Source organism: Alcaligenes endophyticus (assembly GCF_026344035.1).
Taxonomy (GTDB): domain Bacteria; phylum Pseudomonadota; class Gammaproteobacteria; order Burkholderiales; family Burkholderiaceae_B; genus Alcaligenes; species Alcaligenes endophyticus.
In genome coordinates, this window is sequence record NZ_JAPKND010000002.1 from 252693 (window position 1) to 278141 (window position 25449).

Sequence of the window (25449 nt, forward strand, 5' to 3'; positions counted from 1 at the left end):
TTTGGTGCCCAGAAGAGGACTCGAACCTCCACACCTTGCGGCACATGGACCTGAACCATGCGCGTCTACCAATTCCGCCACCTGGGCTTATGCTTCACGCCTATTTAAAGCAAAGAAGGTAAATTCTAAACGAGCTGATATACCTAGGCAAGCTTTATTTTTCAAAAAAAACCTTAAAACTTGCGTAAATGCGAGCTAAGCGATAAGCTTATTGCTTAAATATCAAGAAATGGGTATCCATGCCAACCTGTGCACCCGCATAAGGTGGTTTTAACGATATGGCCTCTCGGCAAACAACGGGATATGCGTAAAATTACTTTATATTTTGCTGCTTTCTAGCTTGTTTCACGGGTCTTTTATTCCAACTTGCTCACCCGGACTTGTTCCAAGAGCTAAACAGGAGCCTACTATGTCTGCCCACAGCAGCTTCCAACTGACGTTACAAAATCATACCTACTACATTCACGCACGCGCCAACAGCTCGGTGCTGGAAATAGCACAAGACTCTCAAGTAGTCGGCTCATACGAACCGCGTTGGCTAGGCCGTAATGCGAACGGCGGTTACTGGCTGCACTTTAAAGAACAAATTAACAGTGCTCTACTACTCAATATGGGCTTAATTGCGCGTCTCATCGATCAGCATCGTGAGCAAGCACTAGATACCTGTTTGCAGGATATGCGTTTAGAGGGCCACTTACGCAGCCTGACTCATTAAGCTTCAAATTAGTCGTCGTGTTGCTCATGTACAGCCGTATCACCTTGGCGCCAGTAGCTACTGGCGCGGATGAGACTTTTATCATGCTGACGCTCTTGGACCCAGTAATGACGTAACGTTTTGGCCATGGCAGACTCAGCAGCAATCCATACAAAGCCGCGTCCAGGTAATATTGGCGCAGCTTGAATGCTTGTTAATAAGCCGTCTACGCCGGCAAAGCTTGGAGCCCAATGTACGGGGACATGGTCTGGGGCATTAAGCGCTCCTGCTGTTAATAAGTTACGCGCGTAAATAAATACCTGTACGGCGCTTTGCCCTTGCAGCTCTTCGAGTCTGCGCGCCATAGCAGGCACAGCCGCCTCGTCACCAATCAGCACATGCCAATCAAAATGGGTAGACACTAGCAACGAACCACGCGGACCGGCTACGCCTAATTTATCACCTATCTGAGCTTTTTGTGCCCACTCGCATGCAGGCCCACTGCCATGCAATACAAAATCTATATCCAGTTCCTGAGTAACAGGGCGATAAGCCCTAGGCGTGTAGTCACGCAATATGGGCTTGTTCTGCCCTGCGGGAAACACCATTCCACGCTCGCCCAACTGTGGTAAAACCGGTACTTTTTTTCCTCTTTCAGGAAACACTAATTTGACATGATCATCAAAACCAGGCGAATAAAATCCGTCTAGGTCGGTGCCGCCTAGCGTAATGCGTAAGAGATCCGGCCCTAGGGCTTGAGTAGCTTTAACCGTTAACAAACGCATTTGTAATGTATGCGCCACTTTTTGGGTATCCCATTTTTCTTGCATTGCTGCTCCTGGTGTAAAGCGTTATTTCTTGCCCTGCTTTCTCGTACCGTAGACGCTCTGCGCTACCTTGACGACATGTCGTAAGACATATCACCTTAAAGCACAGAGGTAATAACGATAATAATTCTCAATACTAACCCCTTTATCCCATCAAGACAATGTAATACAGACCGATTATCATGTCGCATCGACTTTTTCTCTTAGTGCTATGTCTAGCTATAGTTCCCCTTGGGTGGTGTTCCTGGCTTTTTTGAAATTAGGCGTCAGCGCGTTCGGTGGGCCTATTGCGCATTTAGCTTATTTCCGTGACGAGTTTGTTACGCGTCGCCAATGGCTATCTGAGCAAGCCTATGCCGACCTTGTTGCTTTATGCCAATTTTTACCCGGGCCTGCCAGCAGCCAAGTAGGGATGGGTTTAGGCATGATGCGCTGCGGCTACCGCGGTGCCCTGGCGGCTTGGCTAGGTTTTACCCTGCCTTCAGCCTTATTACTGATCCTATTTGCATTGAGCTTGCAGCATTTTTCCGCATGGTTGGACTCAGGCGCATTACAAGGCTTAAAAATTGCAGCAGTGGCCGTGGTAGCCCAGGCTGTGTGGGGAATGGGCAAGCAGTTGTGCACCGACAAGCAACGCATTGCAGTGATGGTAGCCAGTGCTACAGCCTCTTTACTCGTCGTCGCTATCTGGGCGCAAATAGCTATCATCTTGCTCGCCGCCTTATACGGTACGTTCTGTATTACTACCACGGCACGCCCACCCACTCTTAGTGTTCGCCCACAGGCGGGCATACGCCTGTGCTCTGCCTTGTGCCTATTCGTTTTTTTGATGTTGCTTTTTGGTTTGCCTCTTTTTAGGTATTTCTATCCTGAGTTTTGGCTGCAAATATTCGATTCTTTTTACCGGGTGGGCTCTTTGGTGTTCGGCGGAGGTCATGTGGTATTACCTTTGTTAGAAAACGAACTGATCCCTCAAGGTCTTATTAGTCATGAGCACTTTTTAGCAGGTTATGGGGCAACTCAAGCGGTACCGGGCCCGTTGTTCACTTTTGCAGCCTACTTGGGGGCATCCCTACCTGGCGGCTCGCCCTGGCTCAATGCTTTATTGTGCCTGATAGCCATCTTTCTACCTTCTTTCTTACTCTTGGCTGGCGTGTTTCCGTATTGGGAAAGTTTACGCTCTTATCATGCCGTGCAAAACGCCTTAGCTGCGGTTAATGCTGCTGTGGTCGGAATCTTGTTGGCTGCCCTATACCAACCCGTATGGACTGCTGGTATACAAAATACCCATCACTTCGCCTTATTGCTCATTGCGTTTTTTCTGCTCCATTTCTGGAAACTTCCTCCGTGGCTGCTGGTTGTGTTGTGTGGCGTAGCGGGGCTTTTGTTTTAATCGCACCCGGCAAATAACTTGCATATCAATCTGGCTTGGTTTACTATCCTTTTCTTTGTTACGGCGCGCTATGCGTTTGTAATAAGCCCAGGTGGCGGAATTGGTAGACGCGCATGGTTCAGGTCCATGTGCCGCAAGGTGTGGAGGTTCGAGTCCTCTTCTGGGCACCAAATTTTTAAAAACCGATCTATGTTTACATAGGTCGGTTTTTTTTCGTCTAAGGTTTATTGTGTTTGTATCGTTGGGCTGTATAGATAGGTCCACTTATAAGGTGGGCACTAGGCCAGAAAAATAGCTGAACTAGCGATTCTTAACATAGCAATTGCTTGCATTAATGTGAGCAAAGTCGGTTGTAGCGGGTATGATGTCTGCAGGCTAGGTTGTAAATAACGCTAGTCTGTTACGTAAAAAGTCAAACCGTACGGATGCGATCAGTAGTGAGAGTAAACACCCCCTTAGTGAAATTATTGTCTGTCATCGTTGTGACCTTAAGCATTGCTGCTTGTGGTTCTAGCGGTAAAAAACTGTCCGAAGGGCAGTACCGGGTTGCAAAAGGTGACACGCTAACGCAGATTGCTCGCAAGCATGGGCAGTCGGTGCGTTCACTCATGAGCATGAATAATATTAGTAACCCAAATCGTATTCATGTAGGGCAGGTTTTGAAAGTGCAGGGCGGTACGGCTGGCTCAGCAGGCACGGTGGCGAGCAGCGGCCCTTTGCCCAACGCTGGCTCGTCTACGGTGCAACAGCCAGCACCTGCGAAGGCTAGCTCTGTCGCCGCGCCGCGCAACATTAATTTGGTTTGGCCTGCTAACGGTACATCAAGGCGAGGCACCACAACCTCCACGACCCAGGGTGTCTACGTTGCTGCAGCCCGCGGTACGCCGGTTCGCGCAGCAGCGGCTGGAGAGGTGGCTTATGCGGGTGATGGCTTGCGTGGCTATGGCAATATGCTGTTGATTCGACATGATGCTAATTTTTTGACTGTTTACGCGCATAACGAACGCTTGCTGGTCAAGCAGGGGACGCGCGTTAAGCAAGGGCAAGAGATTGCCACTATGGGGAGCACAGGTACAAATGCAGTACAGTTGTATTTTGAATTGCGCTATAACGGCAAACCAGTTGATGCTCTTCGTTATCTACCCAAAAAATAAGTCATCACGCTTATTTTGTAGTGGGTGCTCTTAGTGTCATCGGTTTACGCGTATTGCTGTGGTAAAACTTGCAAGCGTTGTTTTACTGTTTCGTCCATAGAGCAGTCATTGTATGCTTATGATGTCAGGCATTATCCAAGCTGCCGTGTACTTTCCGGTTCCAGATGCTTCTGGCCGGTGTCGAAATTCACTTTGGAAGTCTTATTTTGAGTAAAAAACTCATCAACAATCCTGAAGCTCAAAACGAAGCTTTTACACAATCTGAGCTGCCTCCCGATTTTGATCCGGACATTCCCAGTCGTGAACGCATTCTGGCGGCCGTGCGCGGAGATGAACATGCCCTTACCGAGCAAGAGTTGGCTAAGGTCTTGGGGGTTGCTATGCCTTTGTCTGTGGGGCTGGGAAGGCGCTTGCGGGCGATGGAGCGTGATGGACAGATTTATGCTACGCCCGATGGCAAGTGGAAGGGCAATTCGCACGCGGACTTTATCGCTGGGCGCGTTGTCGGGCACCGTGATGGTTTTGGCTTTTTGGTTCGTAAAGATGGCCAGCCTGATTTGTTTTTATCACCGCGTGAGATGGCTAAAGTGCTGCATGGTGATCAAGTTTTAGTAAAAGTGGCGGGCGAATACCGCGGTAAACCTGATGTGATGATTGTTGAGGTCACAGAAAGGCATACCAGCAAACTTGTAGGACGCTTTTTACGTGAGCGTGGGGCTTTTATCGTGGTGCCGGAAGATCAGCGGATCAAGCACGATATCTTAATTCCCGCTGGCGAGCATGGTGATGCTGAGTCTGGGCAGGTGGTGACGGTGCAAATTACGCAGCAACCTGATCGACATAGACAACCCATAGGGCGCGTGATTGAGGTGTTAGGCGAAATCGATGATCCAGGTATGGAAATTGAAATTGCTGTCCGTAAGTTCGAGGTACCTGTCGATTTTTCCGAAGCTACCCAGGCCCAAGCGGCCAAGCTGCCTAGCCATGTTTTGCCCGATGAGTACAAAAATCGGGTCGATTTGCGCGATGTGCCTTTTATTACTATCGATGGTGAGGACGCACGCGATTTTGATGATGCCGTGTATTGCGAGCCTGTAGATATAGGCAAAGGGGCACGGCCACGTATGGCATGGCGTTTGTTGGTGGCTATTGCTGATGTCAGTCACTATGTTCGTCCTGGCTCCGCCATTGATGATGATGCGATTGAGCGTGGTACCAGTGTGTACTTCCCGCGCCGCGTGATCCCCATGCTGCCGGAAACGCTATCCAATGGTATTTGTTCGTTGAACCCAGCGGTCGATAGACTGGTGATGGTCTGCGATATGGTGGTTTTGGCTGATGGTCCGAAGTCCGGCACGGTGTCCGCGTATCAGTTTTATGAGGCGGTAATTCACTCCCATTCTCGTACCACTTATACCGAGATCTGGGGGGCGTTGCAGCAGCCAGCAGGGCCCGCAGGGCAGCAGGTCAAGCATGTGTTGCCGCAAATCGAACATTTGTATAGTTTGTACCGAGTGCTGGCAGAACGACGTACGGCACGCGGTGCGATTGACTTCGATACCGTTGAAACCAAGATTATTTGTAATCCATTGGGGCGCATCGAGCGCATTGAGCCTTTAGTACGGAATGACGCGCATAAACTGATTGAGGAGTGCATGCTAGCCGCCAATACTTGTGCGGCTGACTATATTGTACGTAACCGTAAGCAAGGCTTATTCAGGGTGCATGAAGGGCCTACACCGCCCAAGTTAGAGGCGTTGCGTGAGTATTTGCGCAGCTTAGGTTTACAGTTAGAGGGTGGCGATGAGCCGACCTCAGAGGATTACGCGAAGTTAGTACAAGCGGCGCGTGGACGTCCTGATTTTGCTGTTATACAAACGATGTGTTTGCGTTCGATGCAACAGGCTATTTATAGCCCTGAACGTACCGGTCACTTTGGCTTGGCGTATCCGCTTTATACGCATTTTACGTCGCCTATCCGTCGTTACCCTGACTTGTTAGTGCATCGAGTGATCAAGTCTATTTTGCATAAGCAAAACTATGTTCCGAATTTGGCCATAGAGCCACTGGAGGAAAGTTTGCCTGCAACGAAAAAGGCAGCGTTGATCTGGGAGCGCTTAGGAGCCTTGCTGTCGGCCCGTGAGCGGCGCGCCGATGACGCTTCGCGTGATGTCGAGGCCTGGCTCAAATGCTGGTTTGTCAAGGAACATATCGGTGAGGAGTACTCGGGACACATTACAGGTGTGGCCAGCTTTGGCCTATTTGTAACCCTAGATACTTTGTATGTAGAGGGCATGGTGCATGTGTCAGAGCTAGGAGCCGACTATTTTCAATACAACGAAGCGTTTAATGAGTTGCGTGGTGAGCGCACAGGCATACGTTATCGGCTAACTGATGCGGTACAGGTTCAAGTGGCTAGGGTGGATCTGGAGGCGCGCAGAATCGAATTCAGATTAGTCAAAGGTACTAGTTTTAAGGCGTTAAAAGCGGCAGCGCAAACCCCTGAAAAGGCCGAGCGTCATATCAAAAAGGCCGCTTCTACTAAACCACCGGCCTTAAAAGGTACTACGGCCTCTGAGCGCAGAGCCGCACTGAAACAAAGTGAGCGCGACGCAAAGCGGACCACGCGCAGTGCCTCAAAAAGCTCCAGCGCTGGAGCGCGCAAGACACCACGTCGCTAGGCGTACAATAGAGTAATTGATCACATTTTAAGCAGGCACTTAGGTGCCTGTTTTTTACTTAAGGAAGTTTATGGCTCAGCAGGTACTAGCGGGTTTTCATGCCGTCGTGGCGCGCATGCGTTATGCACCAGAAAGTTTACGAGAGGTGTATATAGACAGCAGTCGGCGCGATAAGCGCATGCAGACCTTTATTGATCAAGCTAAACAGGCTAATTTGCGCTTGATTCCCGTTAGTGCAGACCGGCTGGATGGTTTGAGTAAAGGTACGCGACATCAAGGGGTGGTGGCTTTAGCGAATGAGCAAGAGCTGGCAGTTGATGTGGACGAGTTGCTGGATGATCTGGAAGCGGCTGGGCAAGTGCCATTATTGTTACTGCTCGATGGCGTCACGGACCCGCATAATTTAGGGGCGTGCTTGCGTACCGCTAATGCAGCTGGGGCGCATGCTGTCATTGCACCGCGTGATCGGGCGGTGGGTCTGAATGCTACCGTCGCACGCGTGGCCTGTGGTGCGGCTGAATCGACTCCCTATATTACGGTTACGAATTTAGCGCGCACGATGCGTGCCCTGCGTGAGCGTGATGTTTGGTTGGTTGGCACAGATGATGAAGCGACACATAGTTTGCATCAGGTGGATGCTAAGCGCCCCATGGCTTGGGTAATGGGTGCCGAAGGCGAGGGGATGCGCAGGCTGACGCGTGAAACTTGCGATGAGCTGGTCTCTATTCCTATGCAAGGTGCCGTAGAAAGTCTGAATGTCAGCGTAGCAAGCGCCGTGTGCTTGTATGAGTCTTTGCGTCAGCGCTTGGCTTAATGGCTATAGCCGCTTACAGCGGCATTATTACATTGCTAAATAATCTATAGCCAGGGTCCCGTGAGTCCGCTGTCACAGCGGATAATAACGGGGGGGGGCTCGTTTGTTCTGTTAGCGGGGCTTGATTCACGGTGTGGGCGATGAGCCCATTACTTTTAGGTAAGTAGAAGATGAAGAAGAAAAATGGATTTCTGACCAATACAGTGCATTCAGATCGACGTATGGGCACCGAGTACGGTGCGATACATCAGCCTATGCATCCTTCCACTGAGTATGGATTTAGCGATGCCCGTGAGTTAGCGGCGGTTTTCCAAGGTAAGGCTGGTTTTTCTTATGCTCGTCAAGGTACGCCCACTACGGCGGCCCTAGAGCGTCAAGTAACCCAAATGGAGCAAGGCTCAGGCAGTGTTAGTTTTGCCTCAGGAATGGCTGCGTTAAGTGCCACGTTCCTGACTTTGCTTAAGCAGGGTGATCATCTTATTAGCAGCCAGTATATTTTTGGTAATACGAATAGTTTATTTGGCACGCTGCGTGATCTCGGGGTTGAGATTACCCTGGTAGACGCGACCGATGTGGCGCAAGTGCAAGCGGCTAAACAGGCGAATACTCGCATGGTATTTGTGGAAACCATTGCTAATCCAGGAACACAAATTGCCGATTTACAAGGCATAGGGAATTGGTGCGCCGAGCAAGGTTTGGTGTATCTCATTGACGCTACCTTGTCGACTCCTTACTTATGCCCCGGTAAGCGGTTTCAGGCGAGCCTAGTTGTTAATTCACTCTCTAAGCATATTGGTGGGCATGGGAATGCTTTAGGGGGAATGGTCACTGACACGGGGCTGTTCAATTGGGAGCATTACCCCAATATATCCGAGGCGTATCGCACCGGTAATCCAGCAGGCTGGGGCTTAGCCCAAATCAAGAAAAAAGGCCTGCGCGATATGGGCGGAACGCTGTCTTCGGATGCGGCCCACCGTTTGGCGGTAGGGGCAGAAACATTGCCATTACGCATGGAGCGTATTTGCTCAAATGCGCTTGCCTTGGCACGTTACCTACAGCAACATCCCAAAGTCAGGAAAGTCATGTACCCAGGTTTGGCCGAACATCCGCAGCATGAACGGGCGACGCGTTATTTTGGCGGGCGTTACGGTGGCCTGTTAAGTGTGGTGTTGGCTGAGGATATTGATGTCTTTGATTTTTTAAATCGTTTGCAAGTGTTGATATTAGCCACACACTTGGGTGACAACCGCAGCTTGGTGTTACCAGTGGCGCACACTATTTACTACGAAATGGGGGCCGAGCATCGTGCCTTGATGGGGATTGCTGATACTCAGTTGCGTATTTCTGTGGGAATCGAAGAAGAAGGGGACCTGATCGCCGATTTTGAGCAGGCTTTAGCGAGTTTTTAACGCAGGCCCTATATTTTACTATTAAAGTAGATGGGGCTTTTTATGGCTTACTTGAGCCACGGATGCAGCAGTAATATGCTGCTTTTTTGGCTAGCATAAAAATAGCGGCTTGTTAAGTAAACAAGTTGGTAAAAATGAAAAGCTAGGTCAAACCCGATAAAAGTGAGAGCTGATGCGGGTTACAAGCGATTTTTGCTTGACAGGCGATTGAATCCTAGGCTTAATACGGCATAGCCATCCAGACAGGACTTTTTGTTTATCTGGTTGCAGCAGGGTGATTATGGCGGTGTCCAAGCTCATCCTGTTTTGTTTTAGTGGCAGTTGATAGCCCTACGTGCAGTGCAGGGTAGTTAAAATAATCTTCAGGGGTATATTCTCAATGAACAAAACCGAGCTTATCGAATTCATTTCCTCCAAAGCTGATCTGTCCAAAGCTGACGCAGGCCGTGCATTGGATGCATTCATCGATGCAGTCACCACCACACTGAAAGAAAACGACACTGTTACTTTGGTGGGTTTTGGTACTTTCGCTGTCAGCAAGCGTGCTGCTCGCTCTGGTCGTAACCCACGTACAGGTGAAACCATTGAAATCGAAAGCGCCAACGTGCCAAAATTCCGTCCTGGTAAGGCACTGAAGGATGCAGTGAACTAAGCTGTGAAAATGGCTACCTTAGCTTAGTTATGCTTGGTGGGTGAATGACACCTTTTAGGTCATAACAGTAAGCAAAAAGCCAAGCAGCATAAGCATGCTGCGGATTAAAAGGGTTTAGCCATAGTTTTGGCTAAACCCTTTTGCTTTAGCGAAAGTGTTTATTAAACTACTTGCATTTTATTTTTAAAGCATGTTATAGTTTACTTCTTCGTTGTACACGAAGCCACTTTGCCAAAAACACGTTGTGTTAGGTAAACGTGGGTGCTTAGCTCAGCTGGTAGAGCGGCGCCCTTACAAGGCGTAGGTCAGCGGTTCGAACCCGTTAGCACCCACCAAAAGTTATTAAAAAGTCTAGCTATTTTCTAGGCTTTTTTTATGTTTATGCTTTGGTTATAAACGATTTTTTTATAAAAAAAGCTTGCGCAAACATAAGTTTTTAGGTTATTATCTTTTCTTTGCTGAAACACACATGTTTTTGCAAACCACGTCAAATAAATAATATTTGATCGTGGGTGCTTAGCTCAGCTGGTAGAGCGGCGCCCTTACAAGGCGTAGGTCAGCGGTTCGAACCCGTTAGCACCCACCACACAGATTTTAAAAGCCTGCTACTAAACATAGCAGGCTTTTTTCATTTCTAGTACGTGCTGCTTGTGCGGCCTAGTCTTAAGTGGGCCTGTAGTGCTGTGGTATTTAAGGGGTGGTTGACCATAAGTGTTGTAGTTGCTGCCCTAATAAGGTCAAGGCATATAGCAAGCCACCCAGTAAACCACCCACCACCGTACCACTGACGCGTATGCTTTGTAGGTCTTTACCTATATTGTGTTCTATTTGCAGACTGGTTTCTTGGGCGTCCCAGCCGTGTACGGTATTAATAATATGGCGGCTTAGGAAGGCTGAAAACTCGGGAGCGAGGTTAGCGGCGATATTTTCCAAATGTTTTTGCAATGAGGCCTTGAGCGCTTCTTGTTGAAGAATTTGTTCCGCTACCCACAAGCAAGCTTGCTGCAGCTTAATACCTAGATTTGAATCCGTGTGACGCAGTTGCTCTAGCAAGTGCAGACGCGTAGTGCGCCATAAGTCGCTGATGTATTGATTGAGGGCGGAGTCTTGCTTGAGCTGGACGCGGAACTCGTCTAGGCGAGACTGCCAGTTTTCATCATGTTGAAGGCGAGAGATTAGGATAGCAATTTGCCGGTTGATGTATTGACGTAAGTCGTGGGTATCGCTGGTGCTGATTTCTTTTAATACGGTCGCAAGCATTTCAGCCAGTTTGCTGGCTAGTTTTGCGCTGAGTAAATGGGTTAAATGCAAGGTCTCGAGTAGGCTGTATTCTTGTTTTAACCACTGGGCTAGCTTTTCCGCTACCGCTTGGCGCGTGTCTTCATTTTGTAGTTGTACCTGAACATGCACGATACAGGCATCTAAAAGCTCTTGGTGGCGCCCATCTTTAACCAGTTGTTCCAGCATATGAGCACTTAACTCGGCAAGATTTAGCTGATCAATAAGCGTATGAGCGCTTTGTCGGATAAATTTTTGAATTTCTTGATCGTCGCTGATTTCTAAAGCACCAATGAGGGCACGCCTTAGTAAATCGCTAATGTGGCGTGCGTTGCTTTCTTGCGCTAACCAATGGGCCACTTTCTGTACAGGATCATGTTGACGCATGAGCAACAACAAGGTGTCTTTGCTTAAAAACTTATCCTCTACAAATAGGGCTAGGTTAGTTCCAATGCGATCTTTGTTGCGCGGAATCACTGCGGTGTGACGGCTAAGCCAAGGGATAGGAATGCGCCGAAATAGCGCCGTTACCGCAAACAAATCTGCCAAAGCACCTACTAAAGCAGCCTCTGATACTGCTTTGCAAAAAGCCGTCCAAGGGTTAATAGGTAAGAGTGAAGTCAGCAGAAAGCCGGCTAAGGCAGCCAGCAATAAAGCATTGGCACGGCGTTTGGCTTGGCTTAAGGATGATGAGGGGCGCATAAGGCTAGGTAGCGGCAGGGACACGTTAAAAGTGTATCGTATTTGCTGACTAGACTTATGCTTTGCTTAGTGCTTGATGAGGCTTAAAGAGGTACGTACAGCCTTACGCATCAATGGGGGCATGGGGTAGGTTGGCCCTAATTAAACGCCCAGCAATGGAATCATTACCTGGAATTTCGGGTAGTGCATCGTTGGGGCCGTACCATTGGGCATCGCTGATTTCGTCGGCTTGTAAACAGAGATCTCCCGCTTCATAGTCAGCCGTAAAGGCGACCATCAATGAATGGGGGAAAGGCCAAGATTGGCTGCCAAAATAACGTATGTTATTGACCTTAAGGCCCACCTCTTCCATGACTTCGCGATGGATGGTTTGCTCTAGGCTTTCGCCCGCCTCGACAAAGCCAGCTAAGGCTGAATAGCGTTGGGTGGCGTAGTGTGAATGGCGAGCCAGCAATACTTTGTTGTCCCGTTTAATCAAAATCATCATGGCGGGTGAAATGCGAGGATAGGCGCTAAACCCGCAGCCCGGGCAATGGAAACAAAGCTCTGTGCTAGATTGCTGCATACCGGTGCCACATACGCCGCAGTATCGGTGGCTACGTGCCCACTCGGCAACTTGTGCTGCTCGGCTGAGCACTCCCCCCTGCGTGCCAGCGTGGTGAATCACGGTGCGCAGCTTATGGAATTCATAGCCGTCAGGGGCGGGATGGTCAGCGGCAAGCTTGGTACATAGTTGGGCAGTTTGCCCTGGCCATACTATTTGCCATTGGCTGGTGTCTAGCCCTAGCTTGGCCTGTAAGTCTGGGCCAGGTAGTATAGGTTGATGCTCAGCATGATAAGCAGGGCTCTGTAATAGAACCTCATCGCGGCGGAAGACAAAAATCAAGATGAAGACTCCTGCGCGTTGCTTATAGGGCAGCGCTAAGGCGTGGTGAGGGAAAGGGTGTATGTAGTGGGAGAGTTTTCAGGGCCGGTGGCCCTGAAAAACAATAAGCACTTAGGCTTGGCGTTCGCCTCCTAAGGCATCAACCAGTTCGCTAATTAGCTTTGCTAGCTCGGCGCTCATTAGAGTGAAGTCTGCATCGAATAATTCTTGGTCATTCGCTGACATTACATCCTGTTTCTCGGTCAGGATGTCTAAGGGGGCGACACGTTTGATTTCGAAGGCGTCGGTTAGCACAAAGGAGATACGATCCGCCCAGGTCATGGCTAGGCGCGTACATTGTTTACCCGCTGCAACGTGTTTGCGCACTTCATCTAGGTCAGCGCTTTGTTTTACGTAGCGGATTGCCGCTCCGCTATCACCTGTGGAGCGCAGTTCGGTGTCTTGGTCGATAGTGAAATTACCAGGAGCTTCATCGTCCACGAGCCATTGCGTCATTGCCGCGCCGGGAGACTGTTCCGTGTACAACGCTAAGACGGGGAAGGGTTCGACAGATTTTGCTAATAAGCCAAGTATTTCGTCGCTTTTTGCGGTGGCAGCCGCATCAATGGCTAGCCATTTGTTTTTCATGTCTAGCCAGACACGGGTGTCGCGCGCGACAGCAAAGGCGCGCGGAAGCAGCTCGGTAAGGATCTGCTCTTTGATTTCCTTCATTTGTTTGCGGCCAGGCTTGTAGCCCTGTTGTTCTTCTATGTCACGGGCTTTTTCGCGGGCAAACTGATTAATAACACTGGCGGGGAGCAGCTTTTTTTCAGCGCGTAGAGCGATCAGGTATTGACCGTTAATTTCGTGGACTAAACCGCCTTGCTCAAGGGGGCTAACCCAACCTAAGCTTAGAGGGTCCTGACTAGAGCCAGGCGTAAAAGCGTGTTTTTCAAGAGCTTGCTCTAGCTCTTGGGCACTGCATTGCCAAGTCGGAGATAAACGGTAGATACGTAGATTTTTGAACCACATAGTAGGTATAGCGTATAGCCCTAGAGGAGCGTTGACGAAAAAGGACAGGGGTAAACTGTGCCGCGAGTCGGCCTATGATTGTACGCTTAAAAATAGATTTGACAGTAAGCCTTACAAGCTGTCGCAATGGCAATACTTAAGCATTGATGTCGTTGTGGCGGGTCTCTTGGACAAAAAACGTGCCTATAACGACGGTAAGCAGGCAGACACCGATAGGATACCAAAGCCCCACATAAATATTGCCGCTGGCTGCAATAATAGCAAAGGAAAGGGGAGGTAAAAAACCACCAAACCAACCGTTGCCAATATGGTAGGGAAGGCTCATCGAGGTATAGCGAATACGGATAGGGAACATTTCTACCAGCATAGCAGCGATGGGGCCGTAGACCATCGTGACTAAACTGATTAGAAAAGTGAGCAAGGCTACTATGCCTACGTAATTGATTCTGCTTGGGTCGGCACGGTCTGGGTAATGTTGAGCGTGTAGTGCGGCGGTTAAGTCTTGGTGTAGTTGTTCGGAGCGGCGTGCCAAGGCCGAGCGACTTAAGTCTTTGCCTTCAAAGGACACAATGTGTTGATCGCCGATGGTCACCGAGGCCAAGCTGCCCGCAGGGGAGGCCTGATTACGATAGTGGATAGAGCGGCTGGCAAGATAGGCCTTGATGAGATCGCATGAGCTGGTAAAAGCGTGGGTGCCGACAGGATTAAATTGAAAGGAGCAGTCTTGAGGGTGGGCATAAACCACTACGGGTGACGTCTTTTGGGCGGTTACCAATGCTGGGTTAGCAAAGTAAGCTAAGCCTTGAAAAACAGGGTAGTAACTGAGTGCGGCCAATAGACATCCGGTAAGGATAATGGGCTTGCGCCCAACCTTGTCCGAGAGCCAGCCAAACACGACAAATAAAGGGGCCGCCAATAGTAAAGCCAGTGCCAGCATAATATTGGCTTGATTCGGATTGACGCCTAAGGCTTGAGTCAAAAAGAAGAGGGCGTAGAACTGCCCTGTGTACCACACGACTGCTTGTCCTGCCGTCAGCCCAAATAAGGCCAACAGCACTATCTTCAGGTTTTTCCAGCGCCCAAAGGACTCGGTTATGGGGGCATGAGACAAGGTACCGCTTTCTTTTATACGTTGAAACGCGGGCGACTCATTCAAGTGCATGCGTATCCAGATGGATATAAGCAGTAAGACGACAGAGAGGAGAAAAGGTATGCGCCAACCCCAGGCTAAAAAGTCTGCTTCGCCGAGCAAGGAGCGCACAGCCATGATGACTAATAGCGATAAGAGCAAGCCTACCGAGGCCGTGGTTTGTATCCAGCTAGTATAAAATCCGCGTTTTTTTTGTGGTGCGTGTTCGGCGACATAGGTGGCAGCACCACCGTACTCGCCTCCCATGGCTAGGCCTTGCAGCAATCTTAAAACAATGAGTAACACAGGGGCCGCTACGCCAATAGAGGCATACGAGGGGAGTACTCCTACCAGAAATGTGGAGAGCCCCATGAGCAAAATAGTGACTAAAAATGTGTATTTGCGCCCTACCATATCGCCAATACGGCCAAAAACCAGAGCGCCGAGTGGACGTACTGCAAAGCCAGCGGCGAACGCCAATAAGGCAAAGATAAATGCCGCGGTTTGGTTTACCCCCGAGAAGAAATGCTCGGCAATAATGGCGGCCATGGAGCCGTAAAGGTAGAAGTCGTACCACTCAAACATGGTGCCTAATGATGAAGCGAACAGCACTTTGCGATCTTCACGCCGCATGTGCTGGACCTGATCAGGGGCAGTAGGGATTGAACGGTTGAGGGCAGTCATGTGTGCAGTGGCTGGGCAGAGGGGAACACAATGCGTAAGCAGTTTCCCTGGGTAAGCGAGGCCGGCTTATCGATAAATACCACCTGGGCTTGATGAAGCTCGGCAATTTCTTGCACGATAGATAGCCCTAAGCCGCTACCGTCGGTGTGGGTGCCCAAAATACGATAGAAGCGGTCAAAAACTTTGCTGCGCAGCTCTGGCGGGATGCCTGGGCCAGAGTCTTGAACTTCGAGCCAACAGTGGTGTTGCTCAGTACCAACCGTGACGGTAATACTTCCTTCGGGTGGCGTGTAGAGCAGTGCATTTTCGATTAGGTTGTTGAGCATCTCACCCACCATAAAGCTATCGCCCCGCACCCAGGCGGGGCTGGGCGAGGGCTCAAGCCCTAAATCCATGTGTTTATCAAGGGCCTGAGGCCACCAATGTTCTAAGTGTTGAGCAGCGAGTACATTTAAATCAATTAGGTTTAACTCATGCCATTGAGCCAATTCACCCGCCTCGGCTCGCGCTAGCATGAGCATTTGGTTGACCAAACGAGTGGCTCTTTCGGAACCCTGCAATAGTTGTTCAAGAGTGTGTGCACTGGTGGTGGGGGCTTGTTTTTTCTGTGCTAGTTCTACTTGAGTACGAATGCCAGCTAAAGGCGTTTTTAACTGGTGCGCGGCATTCGCCACAAAGCGCCGCTGGGCGGCGTTCAGTGCCGATTGACGTTGCAGCAAATCATTCATGGCCTCAAGTAAGGGCACTATTTCTGCAGGGGCTTGCTCATGGTTAATGGGAGAGAGGTCTTGGCTAGAGCGTGCTCGCAGGCGGGCTTGCAAAGCATTCAGTGGTTCAAGTCCATGTGTTAGGCCCAGTCCGGCAAGCAGGGCTGCCAACGGCACTAAAATAAACTGAGGGGTGAGCATCCCAATAAGAATTTCATGGTGCAGCATAGCGCGATGCTGATTATTTTCCGCGACTTGTGCCAGGTAAGTTTTGCCCTGATTGTCTTGCCCGCCCCATACATACGCCATGCGTATGCTTTGCCCGTTATAAAGTGTATCTTGAAAGCGTACGACATTGGCTTCGTACTCCCAGTGACTAGGAACGGGTAAGGCAGCGTTACCATCAATAGGGAGGCCGTCGTCATCACAAATTTGCCAGTAAATAGGCTCATCGCTGCCCAAGCGCAAGACGGTGCGCGCTGCGGCCGATAAATGAATGGGCTGGTCTACGCGTTGCTGGGCAATCTCGGTGCGTATCAGTTCAAGTTGCTGTAATAAAGGCCTGTCGTACGGTGAATTGGCGATATGCTGAGCAATGAAGTAGGTAACGACGATGCCAATAGTCCAAAGCAAAAACAGAGGGCCAAAGATCCATAGCAAAATTTTGCTTAATAAGGTTCGGCGCGCGGGCTTGCTTTTTGTGGCGCAGGCTAAGGGTTTAGACGTTTTCAAGGTCAGACTTATCCGGTTCCAGACAGTAGCCTAAGCCACGCACGGTCATGATACGCACGCCACTGGGTTCGAGTTTTTTACGTAAGCGGTGGATATAGACCTCGATGGCATTGATGGTGACCTCTTCCCCCCATTCGCAGAGCAAGTCGACAAATTGGTTCTTGCTAATCAAGCGCCCACTGCGCGAGAGAAAAATTTCCAGCAAATTAGTTTCCCGGGCCGACAGTTCAAGCGGTACGTTATCAATGTAGGCTATTCTGCCTGTCAGATCGAAGCTTAGTTTTTTATGTTTAAGTAAGGTGTTGCTTTGCCCTTGACTGCGCCGAGTTAAGGCGCGTACACGGGCTTCTAGTTCGGACAGAGCAAAAGGCTTGCTCATGTAGTCATCGGCGCCCAAGTCTAGGCCTTGGACGCGTAGCTCTATGGTGTCACTGGCCGTTAAAATTAGAATAGGGATACCATCTTGGCGGTGGCGTATGGCACGCAGCACATCTAAGCCTTTTTTGCGGGGCAGGTCTAAATCTAGGATAAGCAGATCAAAGTTTTGGAGTTGTAAAGCCGAGTCCGCGCTTACTCCATCGTGGACGACGTCCACCGCGTAGCCTTCGTAGCGCAGGGAACGAGAAAGTCCATCGGCTAAAATACTATCGTCCTCGGCGATAAGAATACGCATGTTTAGGATATAAACCTTTGTTAAGAAACAAGTTTTCTATTTTCGCACAGGCTGCTAGGAAGGTCATTAGGGAATTACGATGGTTGATAACAGTCAATACTAGATATCTGTTTATTTATACAGTACAATTTAATGCGATAATACGAAACTACTCCCCTACATAAGTACGGTATGTGTATAGGGCAACCCACAGTCAAGGATTCTTCATGAACGATAAAAACAGCAAAGCTTTAGCCTCGGAACGCTCCAAAGCCTTGGCCGCCGCGTTGTCGCAAATCGAAAAGCAGTTTGGTAAGGGCTCAGTCATGCGCTACGGCGATGATAACGTCGAACACGACATTCAGGTTGTGTCTACGGGCTCGTTAGGGCTTGATATTGCTTTAGGGGTAGGGGGGCTGCCACGGGGGCGTGTTATTGAAATTTACGGGCCGGAGTCTTCGGGTAAAACGACGCTTACCTTGCAAGTTATTGCCGAAATGCAAAAAATAAATGGTACATGTGCCTTTATTGATGCTGAACATGCTCTTGATGTGCAGTATGCCCAAAAACTGGGGGTAAACCTACAAGATTTGCTGATCTCTCAGCCTGATACGGGCGAGCAGGCCCTAGAAATTACCGAAGCTTTAGTGCGTTCGGGCTCGGTCGATCTGATCGTCATCGACTCAGTGGCCGCCTTAACGCCCAAGGCTGAAATTGAAGGTGATATGGGTGATAGCTTGCCAGGCTTGCAAGCACGTCTCATGAGCCAAGCTTTGCGTAAGCTTACTGCCACCATTAAACGCGCCAACTGTATGGTTATTTTCATTAACCAAATCCGCATGAAAATCGGTGTAATGTTTGGCAACCCCGAAACTACCACGGGTGGTAATGCACTGAAATTTTACTCCTCGGTGCGTTTGGATATTCGTCGTATTGGCTCTATCAAAAAGGGCGATGAAGTCATCGGTAACGAAACTCGCGTTAAAGTAGTAAAAAACAAAGTGGCTCCGCCCTTTAAACAGACCGAATTCGACATTATGTACGGCTCAGGAATTTCGCGTTTGGGTGAAATCATTGATTTGGGGGTTCAAGCAGGCATTGTCGACAAGGCCGGCGCTTGGTATAGCTACTCAGGTACGCGCATAGGGCAAGGCAAAGATAATGCGCGTGAGTTTTTGCGCGAGAATCCTGCTATGGCCCGTGAAATCGAAAATCTAGTGCGTGATAAGTTCGGTGTGGCACAAATGGCATCTGTTGCCGCAGCGGCACCCGCAACTCCCTCTGCCAAAGAGGCTCCCACAGACGAGGCTGATCTCGCTTAACGACCATGATAGATGACGAGCCCTTTGAAACTGATCCAGAAGAAATACTGGAACGCTTAGCTGCTCGAAAAAAGCAGCCCAGTACCCAGGGCTCGTCTCACGAATTTATTCGTTCTCGTTCATCAGGCCCCTCTGTCGGGGGCGATAATAACAACGATGCTCTAGCAGGCCGGCCTGGGAAAACTCGCTCAGGGCCCAGTTTGAAGGCTAGGGCAATACAGTTTTTGTCTCGTCGCGAGCACTCTCGGCAAGAGCTTGCACGTAAATTAGCGCCACATGCACAGTCCGAGACCGAGCTCGATGCCTTATTAAATTGGTTAGAACAAGAAAAATGGCTTTCTACCGAGCGCTTTGCTCGTAGTTTGCTGAATCGCCGTGCCTCCAAGTTAGGCACACAACGCATCCTGCAAGAACTGCGCCAGCATGGTGTGTCTGAAGAGCAGGCCTTAGATTTACGCGCCGAGCTCGAGGACACTGAATTTGAACGCGCCAAGCAGGTGTGGGAAAAGAAGTTCAATCAAGCCCCTGCAGATGCTAAAGAGCATGCTCGGCAATACAGGTTTATGGCGAGCCGAGGCTTCTCCGGGCGGGTGTTACAACAAATTATTGCTAGTAGTCAGCAGGACGACGATTAAGGTTTTGCTCAGGTAACGAAGCGTGTATTGAGCGTTAACAGACACGCCGCCAAGAGATCAGCGCTTCCTTTACTAAGGCGTATACGGTAGTTGCTCGATGTTTTTTAAGGTTTGAAAACTGGTTTTACGCGCCTGCTGCAAGAAAGCCTGTAAATAATCTGCATCCAGGTCTTCTGTGCGTACGGTGGCATATAAATTGCGCCATATTCCTTGTTCGCCTAGTTGTGCGGTGCGTAGCCAGCCGTGGCTCATGTACTCGGTGACAGCCCAGTTAGGTAGGGCGGCTACGCCTCGCTGGCTGGCCACTAGCTGCATAATCATAGGAGTGAGCTCAGCTTGACGTACTGCAGCAGGCTCGGTAGCGGCTGGGTCTAGGAATTCGGTAAAAATGTCTAGGCGATTACGGTCTACGGGATAGGTAATAAGAGTTTGGTCTTGCAATTGTACAGGTTCGATGTAGCGATACTGTGCCAGAGGATTGGTGCTGGCAATGGCTAACACAAGCTCATAACGAAATAGCGGCACGTACTCTATCCCGTCTAGAGGTTGGGGGTCAGAGGTGATGACGACATCAAGGTCGCCTCGGATGAGGGCGGGCAGAGGCGCAAAGGAAAAGGCCGCGGACAAGTCCAAGGTCACGTCGGGCCATTTTTCTCGGAATGCGTCTAAAGCAGGCATTAACCATTGAAAACACGAGTGACAATCAATGGCTACGTGCAAGCGGCCCGTATGTCCAGCCGCTAAACGTTTGAGTTCGCGCTCGGTGGTACGTATACGCGGCAATACTTCGTCGGCTAGGGCTAAGATGCGAAAAGCCGCTGTAGTGAGGCGGGCGGGGCGAGTGCGGCGATTTAACAGTTGTACTTGCAGACGCTCTTCTAGGTCGCGTAATTGATGAGATAAGGCCGATTGCGTAACGTGCAGACGTTCGGCGGCCTCTTGTAGGCTCCCCGTGTCGCGGATGGCAGTGAGGGTTTCCAGATGGCGGATTTCAAGCATGGCGGATAGTATGAGTAGGTCTCATGTTTGGAGTGGGTGGTTTGATTTTTTTTCACTCTATTGTACTAACTGAACCGTGAAATAGGCTGTTTTGTGGACCCTATCTATATGGCTTTTGGCTATATGTTGATGACTCCTTATTATTTGAGTGGCTCGCTCATGGATAAACAGTCAGAGCCGACGTGAGGTTTAGGTTAACGTTAGCGAAAAGCCCTGTTTTATCATCCGATGTAGCGGGGGTTTTTCTATCCGACAAGAAAAGAGTATGCTACGTGTTTTGGGGGCGTGTTAGCCCATGTGTAGGTAATAACGTACTGTGTCTTATCTGCGCTCTATTAGCTAAACAGTGATACTGATAATACGAGCTGCGCTATACTTGGTACCTTGTGAATTCGTATTAACGTAAAAAATTCAATGCCTTTGCCACTTCCAGACGTATCCCGTGAAGCGATACATACCCGTAATATCCGTGTGCAGGCCTATAGCCGCAGCGATGGCTTGTGGGATTTGGATGCGGAGCTGCAAGACGTGAAAGCCTATGACTTTCCCTTGCATGATGGCATGACCCGTTATGCTGGCGAGCCTGTGCATGACATAACGTTACGAGTCACGATAGATGATGAATTCAATATTGTTGCTGCGGTCGCGGCTTATGAAGCCGCGCCATATGGTTCCCAATGCAGCGCTATTGCCCCCGATTACCAGAAGCTGGTTGGCCTTAATTTACTGAAGCAGTTTAGGCACAGGGTAAAAGAGCGTTTTCACCGTGCAGCCGGGTGTAGCCATTTGACAGAATTGTCCTATGTATTACCTACTGTAGCCATACAGACCATGGCAGGCAAACGTAGAAAACAGCGAGAAGCAGAGAGTAACCACACTGATAAACAGCCATTCCAGCTTGACGGTTGTCATGCTCTGCGCCTTAGCGGACCGGTGGTAAAAGAACACTATCCCGTTTGGTATCGGAAAGCCGACACCAAAGGAGTAAGTTGATTTTTAGTTCTGCAGTATCAGGCCTAGGTCTGGGACTGCACATTTTTTTCTTTAGACTGACAGGTAACAAATGAAAATTCACGAATATCAGGGCAAGGCGCTGCTAAAGCAGTACGGCGTTGCTGTGCCACGCGGAATTCCTGCCTTCTCCGTCGACGAGGCTGTCGCGGCAGCTCAGGAATTAGGCGGCAAGGTGTGGGTAGTTAAGGCACAAATTCACGCAGGTGGTCGCGGTAAAGGCGGTGGTGTGAAGTTGGCACGTTCAATTGAAGAAGTGCGCGAAATAGCTGACGAAATTTTGGGTATGCAACTGATCACGCATCAGACTAGCCCAGAAGGTCAGAAAGTGCGTCGCTTGCTCGTTGAAGAAGGTGCGGACATTCAGAAAGAATATTATTTGGGTATTGTTACCGATCGCAGCACACAGCGCGTTTGTGTAATGGCTTCCAAAGAAGGCGGAATGGAAATTGAAGAAGTGGCTGAGGAAAACCCAGACGCCATTCTGAAAGAATTCGTAGACCCCGCAGCAGGCTTGACGACAGCGCAAGCAGAAAACCTGGCCCGTGGTATTGGTGTACCTGAAGCCTCCGTGGCTAAAGCCGCTGATCAGTTGCAAAAATTGTATCAAGTGTATGTGGAAACCGATGCAGAGTTGGCTGAAATCAACCCATTGATCTTGACTGGCTCCGGCGACATTATTGCTTTGGACGCAAAGTTCAACTTTGATAGCAACTCGTTGTTCCGTCACCCAGAGATTTTGGCTTTGCGTGACTTAGACGAAGAAGATCCCGCTGAGGTAGAAGCCAGTAAGTTTGATCTTGCTTACATTCAGCTTGACGGTAATATCGGCTGCTTGGTAAACGGCGCTGGGTTGGCGATGGCCACGATGGATACGATTAAGCTGTTTGGTGGTGAGCCTGCTAACTTCCTGGACGTAGGGGGTGGTGCCACCGCAGAGAAAGTGACAGAAGCTTTCAAAATCATGTTGGCTAACGAAGGCGTAAAAGCCATTTTGGTCAATATTTTTGGTGGCATTATGCGTTGTGACGTGATTGCAGAAGGCGTTATTGCTGCGTGTAAAGCCGTCAACCTGAACGTACCTTTGGTGGTGCGCATGAAAGGTACCAACGAAGAGTTGGGCAAACAGATGCTGGCTGACTCCGGTCTGCCCATCATTAGCGCGGACACTATGGCTGAAGCAGCAACCGCTGTTGTCGCCGCTGCCAAATAAGTAAAGGTTGAGGAAGAACAAATGTCAATTTTGATCAATAAAGATACGAAAGTGATCACTCAGGGTATTACTGGTAAAACTGGCCAGTTTCATACCCGTATGTGCCGCGAGTACGGTAATGGCGAAGCTGCTTTCGTAGCAGGTGTTAACCCTAAACGTGCCGGCGAAGATTTCGAAGGCATTCCTATTTACGCCTCTGTTGCTGATGCTAAAGCGGCCACAGGTGCGACGGTTTCTGTTATTTACGTACCACCAGCAGGTGCGGCAGCAGCTATCTGGGAAGCGGTAGAAGCCGACCTGGATTTGGCTATCTGCATTACCGAAGGTATTCCAGTGCGCGATATGCTGGAGCTGCGTAATCGCATGCGTGCGGAAAATCGTAAAACCTTGCTGTTGGGGCCTAACTGCCCAGGCTTGATTACTCCAGAAGAAATCAAGATTGGTATTATGCCAGGCCACATTCACCGTAAAGGTCGTATTGGTGTGGTCAGCCGCTCCGGTACTCTGACCTACGAAGCCGTTGCTCAGCTTACTGAGCTAGGTTTGGGACAATCCAGTGCCGTTGGTATTGGTGGCGACCCCATTAACGGTCTGAAGCATATCGACGTATTGAAAATGTTTAACGACGATCCAGACACTGACGCGGTCATTATGATTGGTGAAATCGGTGGTCCAGACGAAGTGAACGCTGCGTTGTGGGCGAAAGATAATATGACTAAGCCTGTAGTGGGCTTTATCGCTGGTGTGACAGCGCCTCCCGGAAAGCGTATGGGTCACGCAGGTGCCTTGATCTCTGGCGGCGCCGATACGGCTGATGCAAAACTAGCAGTGATGGAAGAGTGTGGTATTCGTACTACTCGCAACCCATCCGAAATGGGCAAGTTGCTAAAGTCGGTACTGTAATAGCACCATAAGCGCTAAAAAACCACGCTTGTAGTGGATAACCGAAGCTTGGCTTGTTGCTAAGCTTCGGTTTTTTTACGCCTAGTCTACAACTGCTTGGCTACGGTTAATAGCGCTCCAGCCAATGAGCATAAGGGGCAGGTAGCGTCCACGAAGCGCGGTCTACTCCCAGCGTTTTGGCTGCGAAGTAAGCCCAGTGTGGATTGGCTAAGTGCGCTTTACCTACCATTACGACATCTAGCTGCTCAGCGCTAACTGCATTTTCCGCAATGTCGGGCACGCCGAACCCCCAAGCTGAAGATACAGGGATCCCCGCTTCTTGGCGCACGCGCTGGGCAATAGGGCCTAAAAAAGCGGGTGCCCACGGGATGGTTGCCTTGGGTGTACTGAAGCCGATGCTGACGCTGAGCATATCTAGCCCATCTTCTTTTAGACGCCGAGTTAAGTCGATAGATTCTGATAAGGTTTGTTCATCGTTACCGTCGAACTCTAGCACGCCAAAGCGTATGGTTAATGGCAAGTGCTCGGGCCAAACCTGACGGACGGCAGCAAAGGTTTCACGTAGAAAGCGGCTACGATTTTCGTAACTACCGCCGTAACTGTCTTGGCGTTGATTGGAGTGTATGGAGAAAAAACTTTGTGCTAGGTAACCATGCGCAAAATGCAACTCTAACCATTCAAAGCCTACTTCGAGTGCCCGCCGTGCCGCCGCGACGAAATCCTGTTGTACTCGTAGAATATCGGCTTGGCTCATTTCTTTGGGGACTTTACTTAGTTTGCCGCCAAAGGCCAAGGCAGAAGGGGCAATGGTTTGCCAAGCTAAGGGATCATCATCCGCGATATGGTCGTCGCCTTCCCAGGGTTTATGAGCATTGGCTTTACGGCCTGCGTGAGCGATTTGTAGGCCTGGCACGGCTCCTTGCTGCTTAATGGCTTCTACGGTTGGGATGAATGCTTGGGCAAGCTCATCACTCCAGATACCGGCGCAATAAGGGGTGATGCGGCCTTCAGGGGCTACCGCTGTTGCTTCGACGATAACCAGACCAGCACCGCCACGCGCCATACCGGCATAGTTGTTGTAATGCCACTCATTAATTTTGCCGTCCAGTGCAGAGTATTGGCACATAGGGGGCACAGCGATGCGATTGCGTAATGTGATGGCTTTGAGTGTAAAGGGTTGAAAGAGAGCGGACATGGGTACTTCCTGTGTTGTGCTGGTAGGATGGACGAATGATTGATTAGTTCTATATTTCGATAATAATCGAACTATAGAAGGGCGACAAGTAGCAAGGTAGAATTAAGTTATGAGACCATTCAAACATCCCGACCCTGCTGATTTCGTATTAGAGCGTGTGCTGTATGCGCTTAGTGACCCTGTACGGCTAGAAATTGTGCATCGTTTGGCTCATGTGCCAGAAGCTAGTTGTGGAGATTTGGACGGGGGGCGACCGAAGTCTAGTGTCTCCCATCATTTTAGGGTTTTACGTGACTCTGGCTTAGTATGCACGTATCGCGTGGGTACTACACACATGAATTCGCTCCGAGTGGCGGATATGGAGGGTCGTTTCCCCGGTTTGTTGCAGGCGATATTGGGTCATATCTCGGTGGCTGCTTAGTGTAAGCCTGAATAAATGTGTTATTGAAGGTGAGCGATTCTTTGAATCGTATTGCCCTTGCTCTGGTAGGCTTGATGTACCGCAAGTTTGTATGGCGTACATGGGCAGCGAGAGTGGAGCCTGTTAAAATAGATGAATTACCAGAGATAAAGCTGTTTTATAGTGTGCTGCTTGCGTGGTGCGCTGATGTAGTATTTACATAAAGGAATATTAGCCATGGCGATTTTCAAATCCTCCGAGGCCAAGAATCAGGAAAAAGGCCTGTCTTTATTACAGGGCTTAGGCATTTTGGCTATCCTAGGCATAGTAGCCTCTTTGATTGCGCGCTACTTCGCCGGATAATGC

The 25449-nt window shown here is 49.7% G+C and carries 23 protein-coding genes, 4 tRNA genes and 1 riboswitch; of the genes, 17 read left to right on the top strand and 10 right to left on the bottom strand.

What is annotated here, in order from left to right; translation table 11 throughout:
* Window positions 1-2 precede the first annotated feature (2 nt).
* Window positions 3-87: transfer RNA gene (locus OSH01_RS05530), tRNA-Leu, on the bottom strand.
* A 127-nt stretch (window positions 88-214) separates the two neighbouring features.
* Window positions 215-307, top strand: a riboswitch (SAM-I-IV-variant riboswitch).
* A gap of 102 nt (window positions 308-409) precedes the next feature.
* On the opposite strand from OSH01_RS05530, the gene OSH01_RS05535 reads away from it, so the two are divergent.
* Entirely contained in the window at window positions 410-715 is a 306-nt protein-coding gene (locus tag OSH01_RS05535) for a hypothetical protein (protein ID WP_266123080.1), read from the top strand.
* Between the two features lie 8 nt (window positions 716-723).
* On the opposite strand, the gene OSH01_RS05540 is transcribed toward OSH01_RS05535, so the two are convergent.
* Window positions 724-1524 (bottom strand): siderophore-interacting protein, encoded by an 801-nt coding sequence (locus OSH01_RS05540; RefSeq protein ID WP_266123081.1) that lies wholly within the window; start codon window positions 1522-1524, stop codon window positions 724-726.
* A gap of 208 nt (window positions 1525-1732) precedes the next feature.
* Between OSH01_RS05540 and chrA the strand changes: the two genes are divergently transcribed.
* The 9 genes from chrA to OSH01_RS05585 all read left to right on the top strand — a co-directional run bounded on the left by chrA (window position 1733) and on the right by OSH01_RS05585 (window position 10210).
* Complete coding sequence (gene chrA, locus OSH01_RS05545; RefSeq protein ID WP_266123082.1) at window positions 1733-2914, top strand: chromate efflux transporter; 1182 nt, start codon at window positions 1733-1735, stop codon at window positions 2912-2914.
* An 85-nt stretch (window positions 2915-2999) separates the two neighbouring features.
* Window positions 3000-3084, top strand: a tRNA-Leu gene (locus OSH01_RS05550).
* A 288-nt stretch (window positions 3085-3372) separates the two neighbouring features.
* Complete coding sequence (locus tag OSH01_RS05555; protein ID WP_266123083.1) at window positions 3373-4068, top strand: peptidoglycan DD-metalloendopeptidase family protein; 696 nt, start codon at window positions 3373-3375, stop codon at window positions 4066-4068.
* Between the two features lie 206 nt (window positions 4069-4274).
* A complete protein-coding gene (gene rnr, locus OSH01_RS05560; RefSeq protein WP_266123084.1) occupies window positions 4275-6749 on the top strand; it encodes a ribonuclease R in 2475 nt (824 codons plus the stop codon).
* A gap of 70 nt (window positions 6750-6819) precedes the next feature.
* Window positions 6820-7563, top strand: a complete 744-nt coding sequence (rlmB, locus tag OSH01_RS05565) for a 23S rRNA (guanosine(2251)-2'-O)-methyltransferase RlmB (protein ID WP_266123085.1) — start codon at window positions 6820-6822, stop codon at window positions 7561-7563.
* 170 nt (window positions 7564-7733) lie between these two features.
* A complete protein-coding gene (locus tag OSH01_RS05570; RefSeq protein WP_266123086.1) occupies window positions 7734-8972 on the top strand; it encodes a cystathionine gamma-synthase family protein in 1239 nt (412 codons plus the stop codon).
* A gap of 379 nt (window positions 8973-9351) precedes the next feature.
* Window positions 9352-9624 carry an HU family DNA-binding protein gene (locus OSH01_RS05575; RefSeq protein WP_266123087.1) on the top strand — a complete coding sequence of 91 codons (273 nt, stop codon included), beginning with the start codon at window positions 9352-9354 and terminating at the stop codon, window positions 9622-9624.
* A 259-nt stretch (window positions 9625-9883) separates the two neighbouring features.
* Window positions 9884-9959 (top strand) — tRNA-Val (locus OSH01_RS05580).
* A 175-nt stretch (window positions 9960-10134) separates the two neighbouring features.
* A tRNA-Val gene (locus OSH01_RS05585) sits at window positions 10135-10210 on the top strand.
* Between the two features lie 104 nt (window positions 10211-10314).
* Here the strand turns inward: OSH01_RS05585 and OSH01_RS05590 are convergent.
* The 6 genes from OSH01_RS05590 to OSH01_RS05615 form a co-directional block, all read right to left on the bottom strand.
* Window positions 10315-11604: a DUF445 domain-containing protein gene (locus OSH01_RS05590; protein WP_266123088.1), complete on the bottom strand. Its 1290-nt coding sequence runs from the start codon at window positions 11602-11604 to the stop codon at window positions 10315-10317.
* A 103-nt stretch (window positions 11605-11707) separates the two neighbouring features.
* Window positions 11708-12490 (bottom strand): NAD(+) diphosphatase, encoded by a 783-nt coding sequence (nudC, locus tag OSH01_RS05595; RefSeq protein ID WP_266123089.1) that lies wholly within the window; start codon window positions 12488-12490, stop codon window positions 11708-11710.
* A gap of 111 nt (window positions 12491-12601) precedes the next feature.
* On the bottom strand, window positions 12602-13501 hold the full coding sequence (locus tag OSH01_RS05600) for a recombination-associated protein RdgC (RefSeq protein ID WP_266123090.1): 900 nt from the start codon (window positions 13499-13501) through the stop codon (window positions 12602-12604).
* 136 nt (window positions 13502-13637) lie between these two features.
* A complete protein-coding gene (locus OSH01_RS05605; RefSeq protein ID WP_376918129.1) occupies window positions 13638-15314 on the bottom strand; it encodes an MFS transporter in 1677 nt (558 codons plus the stop codon).
* On the bottom strand, window positions 15311-16753 hold the full coding sequence (locus OSH01_RS05610; RefSeq protein ID WP_266123091.1) for a sensor histidine kinase: 1443 nt from the start codon (window positions 16751-16753) through the stop codon (window positions 15311-15313). Before OSH01_RS05610 ends, OSH01_RS05605 begins: the two co-directional genes overlap by 4 nt.
* Window positions 16740-17426 carry a response regulator gene (locus tag OSH01_RS05615; protein ID WP_266123092.1) on the bottom strand — a complete coding sequence of 229 codons (687 nt, stop codon included), beginning with the start codon at window positions 17424-17426 and terminating at the stop codon, window positions 16740-16742. Before OSH01_RS05615 ends, OSH01_RS05610 begins: the two co-directional genes overlap by 14 nt.
* Window positions 17427-17632: 206 nt before the next feature.
* Here OSH01_RS05615 and recA point away from each other — a divergent pair, with 206 nt between their 5' ends.
* Both recA and recX read left to right on the top strand, forming a co-directional pair.
* Window positions 17633-18727, top strand: coding sequence for a recombinase RecA (gene recA, locus OSH01_RS05620; protein WP_266123093.1), 1095 nt, complete (start codon window positions 17633-17635; stop codon window positions 18725-18727).
* 5 nt (window positions 18728-18732) lie between these two features.
* A complete protein-coding gene (recX, locus tag OSH01_RS05625) occupies window positions 18733-19362 on the top strand; it encodes a recombination regulator RecX (RefSeq protein ID WP_266123094.1) in 630 nt (209 codons plus the stop codon).
* 72 nt (window positions 19363-19434) lie between these two features.
* On the opposite strand, the gene OSH01_RS05630 is transcribed toward recX, so the two are convergent.
* Window positions 19435-20361 (bottom strand): LysR family transcriptional regulator, encoded by a 927-nt coding sequence (locus OSH01_RS05630; RefSeq protein WP_266123095.1) that lies wholly within the window; start codon window positions 20359-20361, stop codon window positions 19435-19437.
* A gap of 414 nt (window positions 20362-20775) precedes the next feature.
* On the opposite strand from OSH01_RS05630, the gene OSH01_RS05635 reads away from it, so the two are divergent.
* The 3 genes from OSH01_RS05635 (at window position 20776) to sucD (ending at window position 23488) form a co-directional block, all read left to right on the top strand.
* Complete coding sequence (locus tag OSH01_RS05635) at window positions 20776-21354, top strand: DUF2889 domain-containing protein (protein WP_266123096.1); 579 nt, start codon at window positions 20776-20778, stop codon at window positions 21352-21354.
* A gap of 70 nt (window positions 21355-21424) precedes the next feature.
* Complete coding sequence (gene sucC, locus OSH01_RS05640; protein WP_266123097.1) at window positions 21425-22585, top strand: ADP-forming succinate--CoA ligase subunit beta; 1161 nt, start codon at window positions 21425-21427, stop codon at window positions 22583-22585.
* Window positions 22586-22606: 21 nt separating this feature from the next.
* Window positions 22607-23488, top strand: a complete 882-nt coding sequence (gene sucD / locus OSH01_RS05645; protein ID WP_266123098.1) for a succinate--CoA ligase subunit alpha — start codon at window positions 22607-22609, stop codon at window positions 23486-23488.
* Between the two features lie 106 nt (window positions 23489-23594).
* Here the strand turns inward: sucD and OSH01_RS05650 are convergent, their stop codons facing one another.
* Window positions 23595-24683, bottom strand: coding sequence for an NADH:flavin oxidoreductase/NADH oxidase (locus OSH01_RS05650; protein ID WP_266123099.1), 1089 nt, complete (start codon window positions 24681-24683; stop codon window positions 23595-23597).
* A 109-nt stretch (window positions 24684-24792) separates the two neighbouring features.
* Here OSH01_RS05650 and OSH01_RS05655 point away from each other — a divergent pair, with 109 nt between their 5' ends.
* Together OSH01_RS05655 and OSH01_RS05660 are read left to right on the top strand one after the other, a co-directional pair.
* Entirely contained in the window at window positions 24793-25104 is a 312-nt protein-coding gene (locus tag OSH01_RS05655) for an ArsR/SmtB family transcription factor (protein WP_266123100.1), read from the top strand.
* Window positions 25105-25320: 216 nt separating this feature from the next.
* A complete protein-coding gene (locus tag OSH01_RS05660; RefSeq protein WP_266123101.1) occupies window positions 25321-25446 on the top strand; it encodes a hypothetical protein in 126 nt (41 codons plus the stop codon).
* Window positions 25447-25449 lie beyond the last annotated feature (3 nt).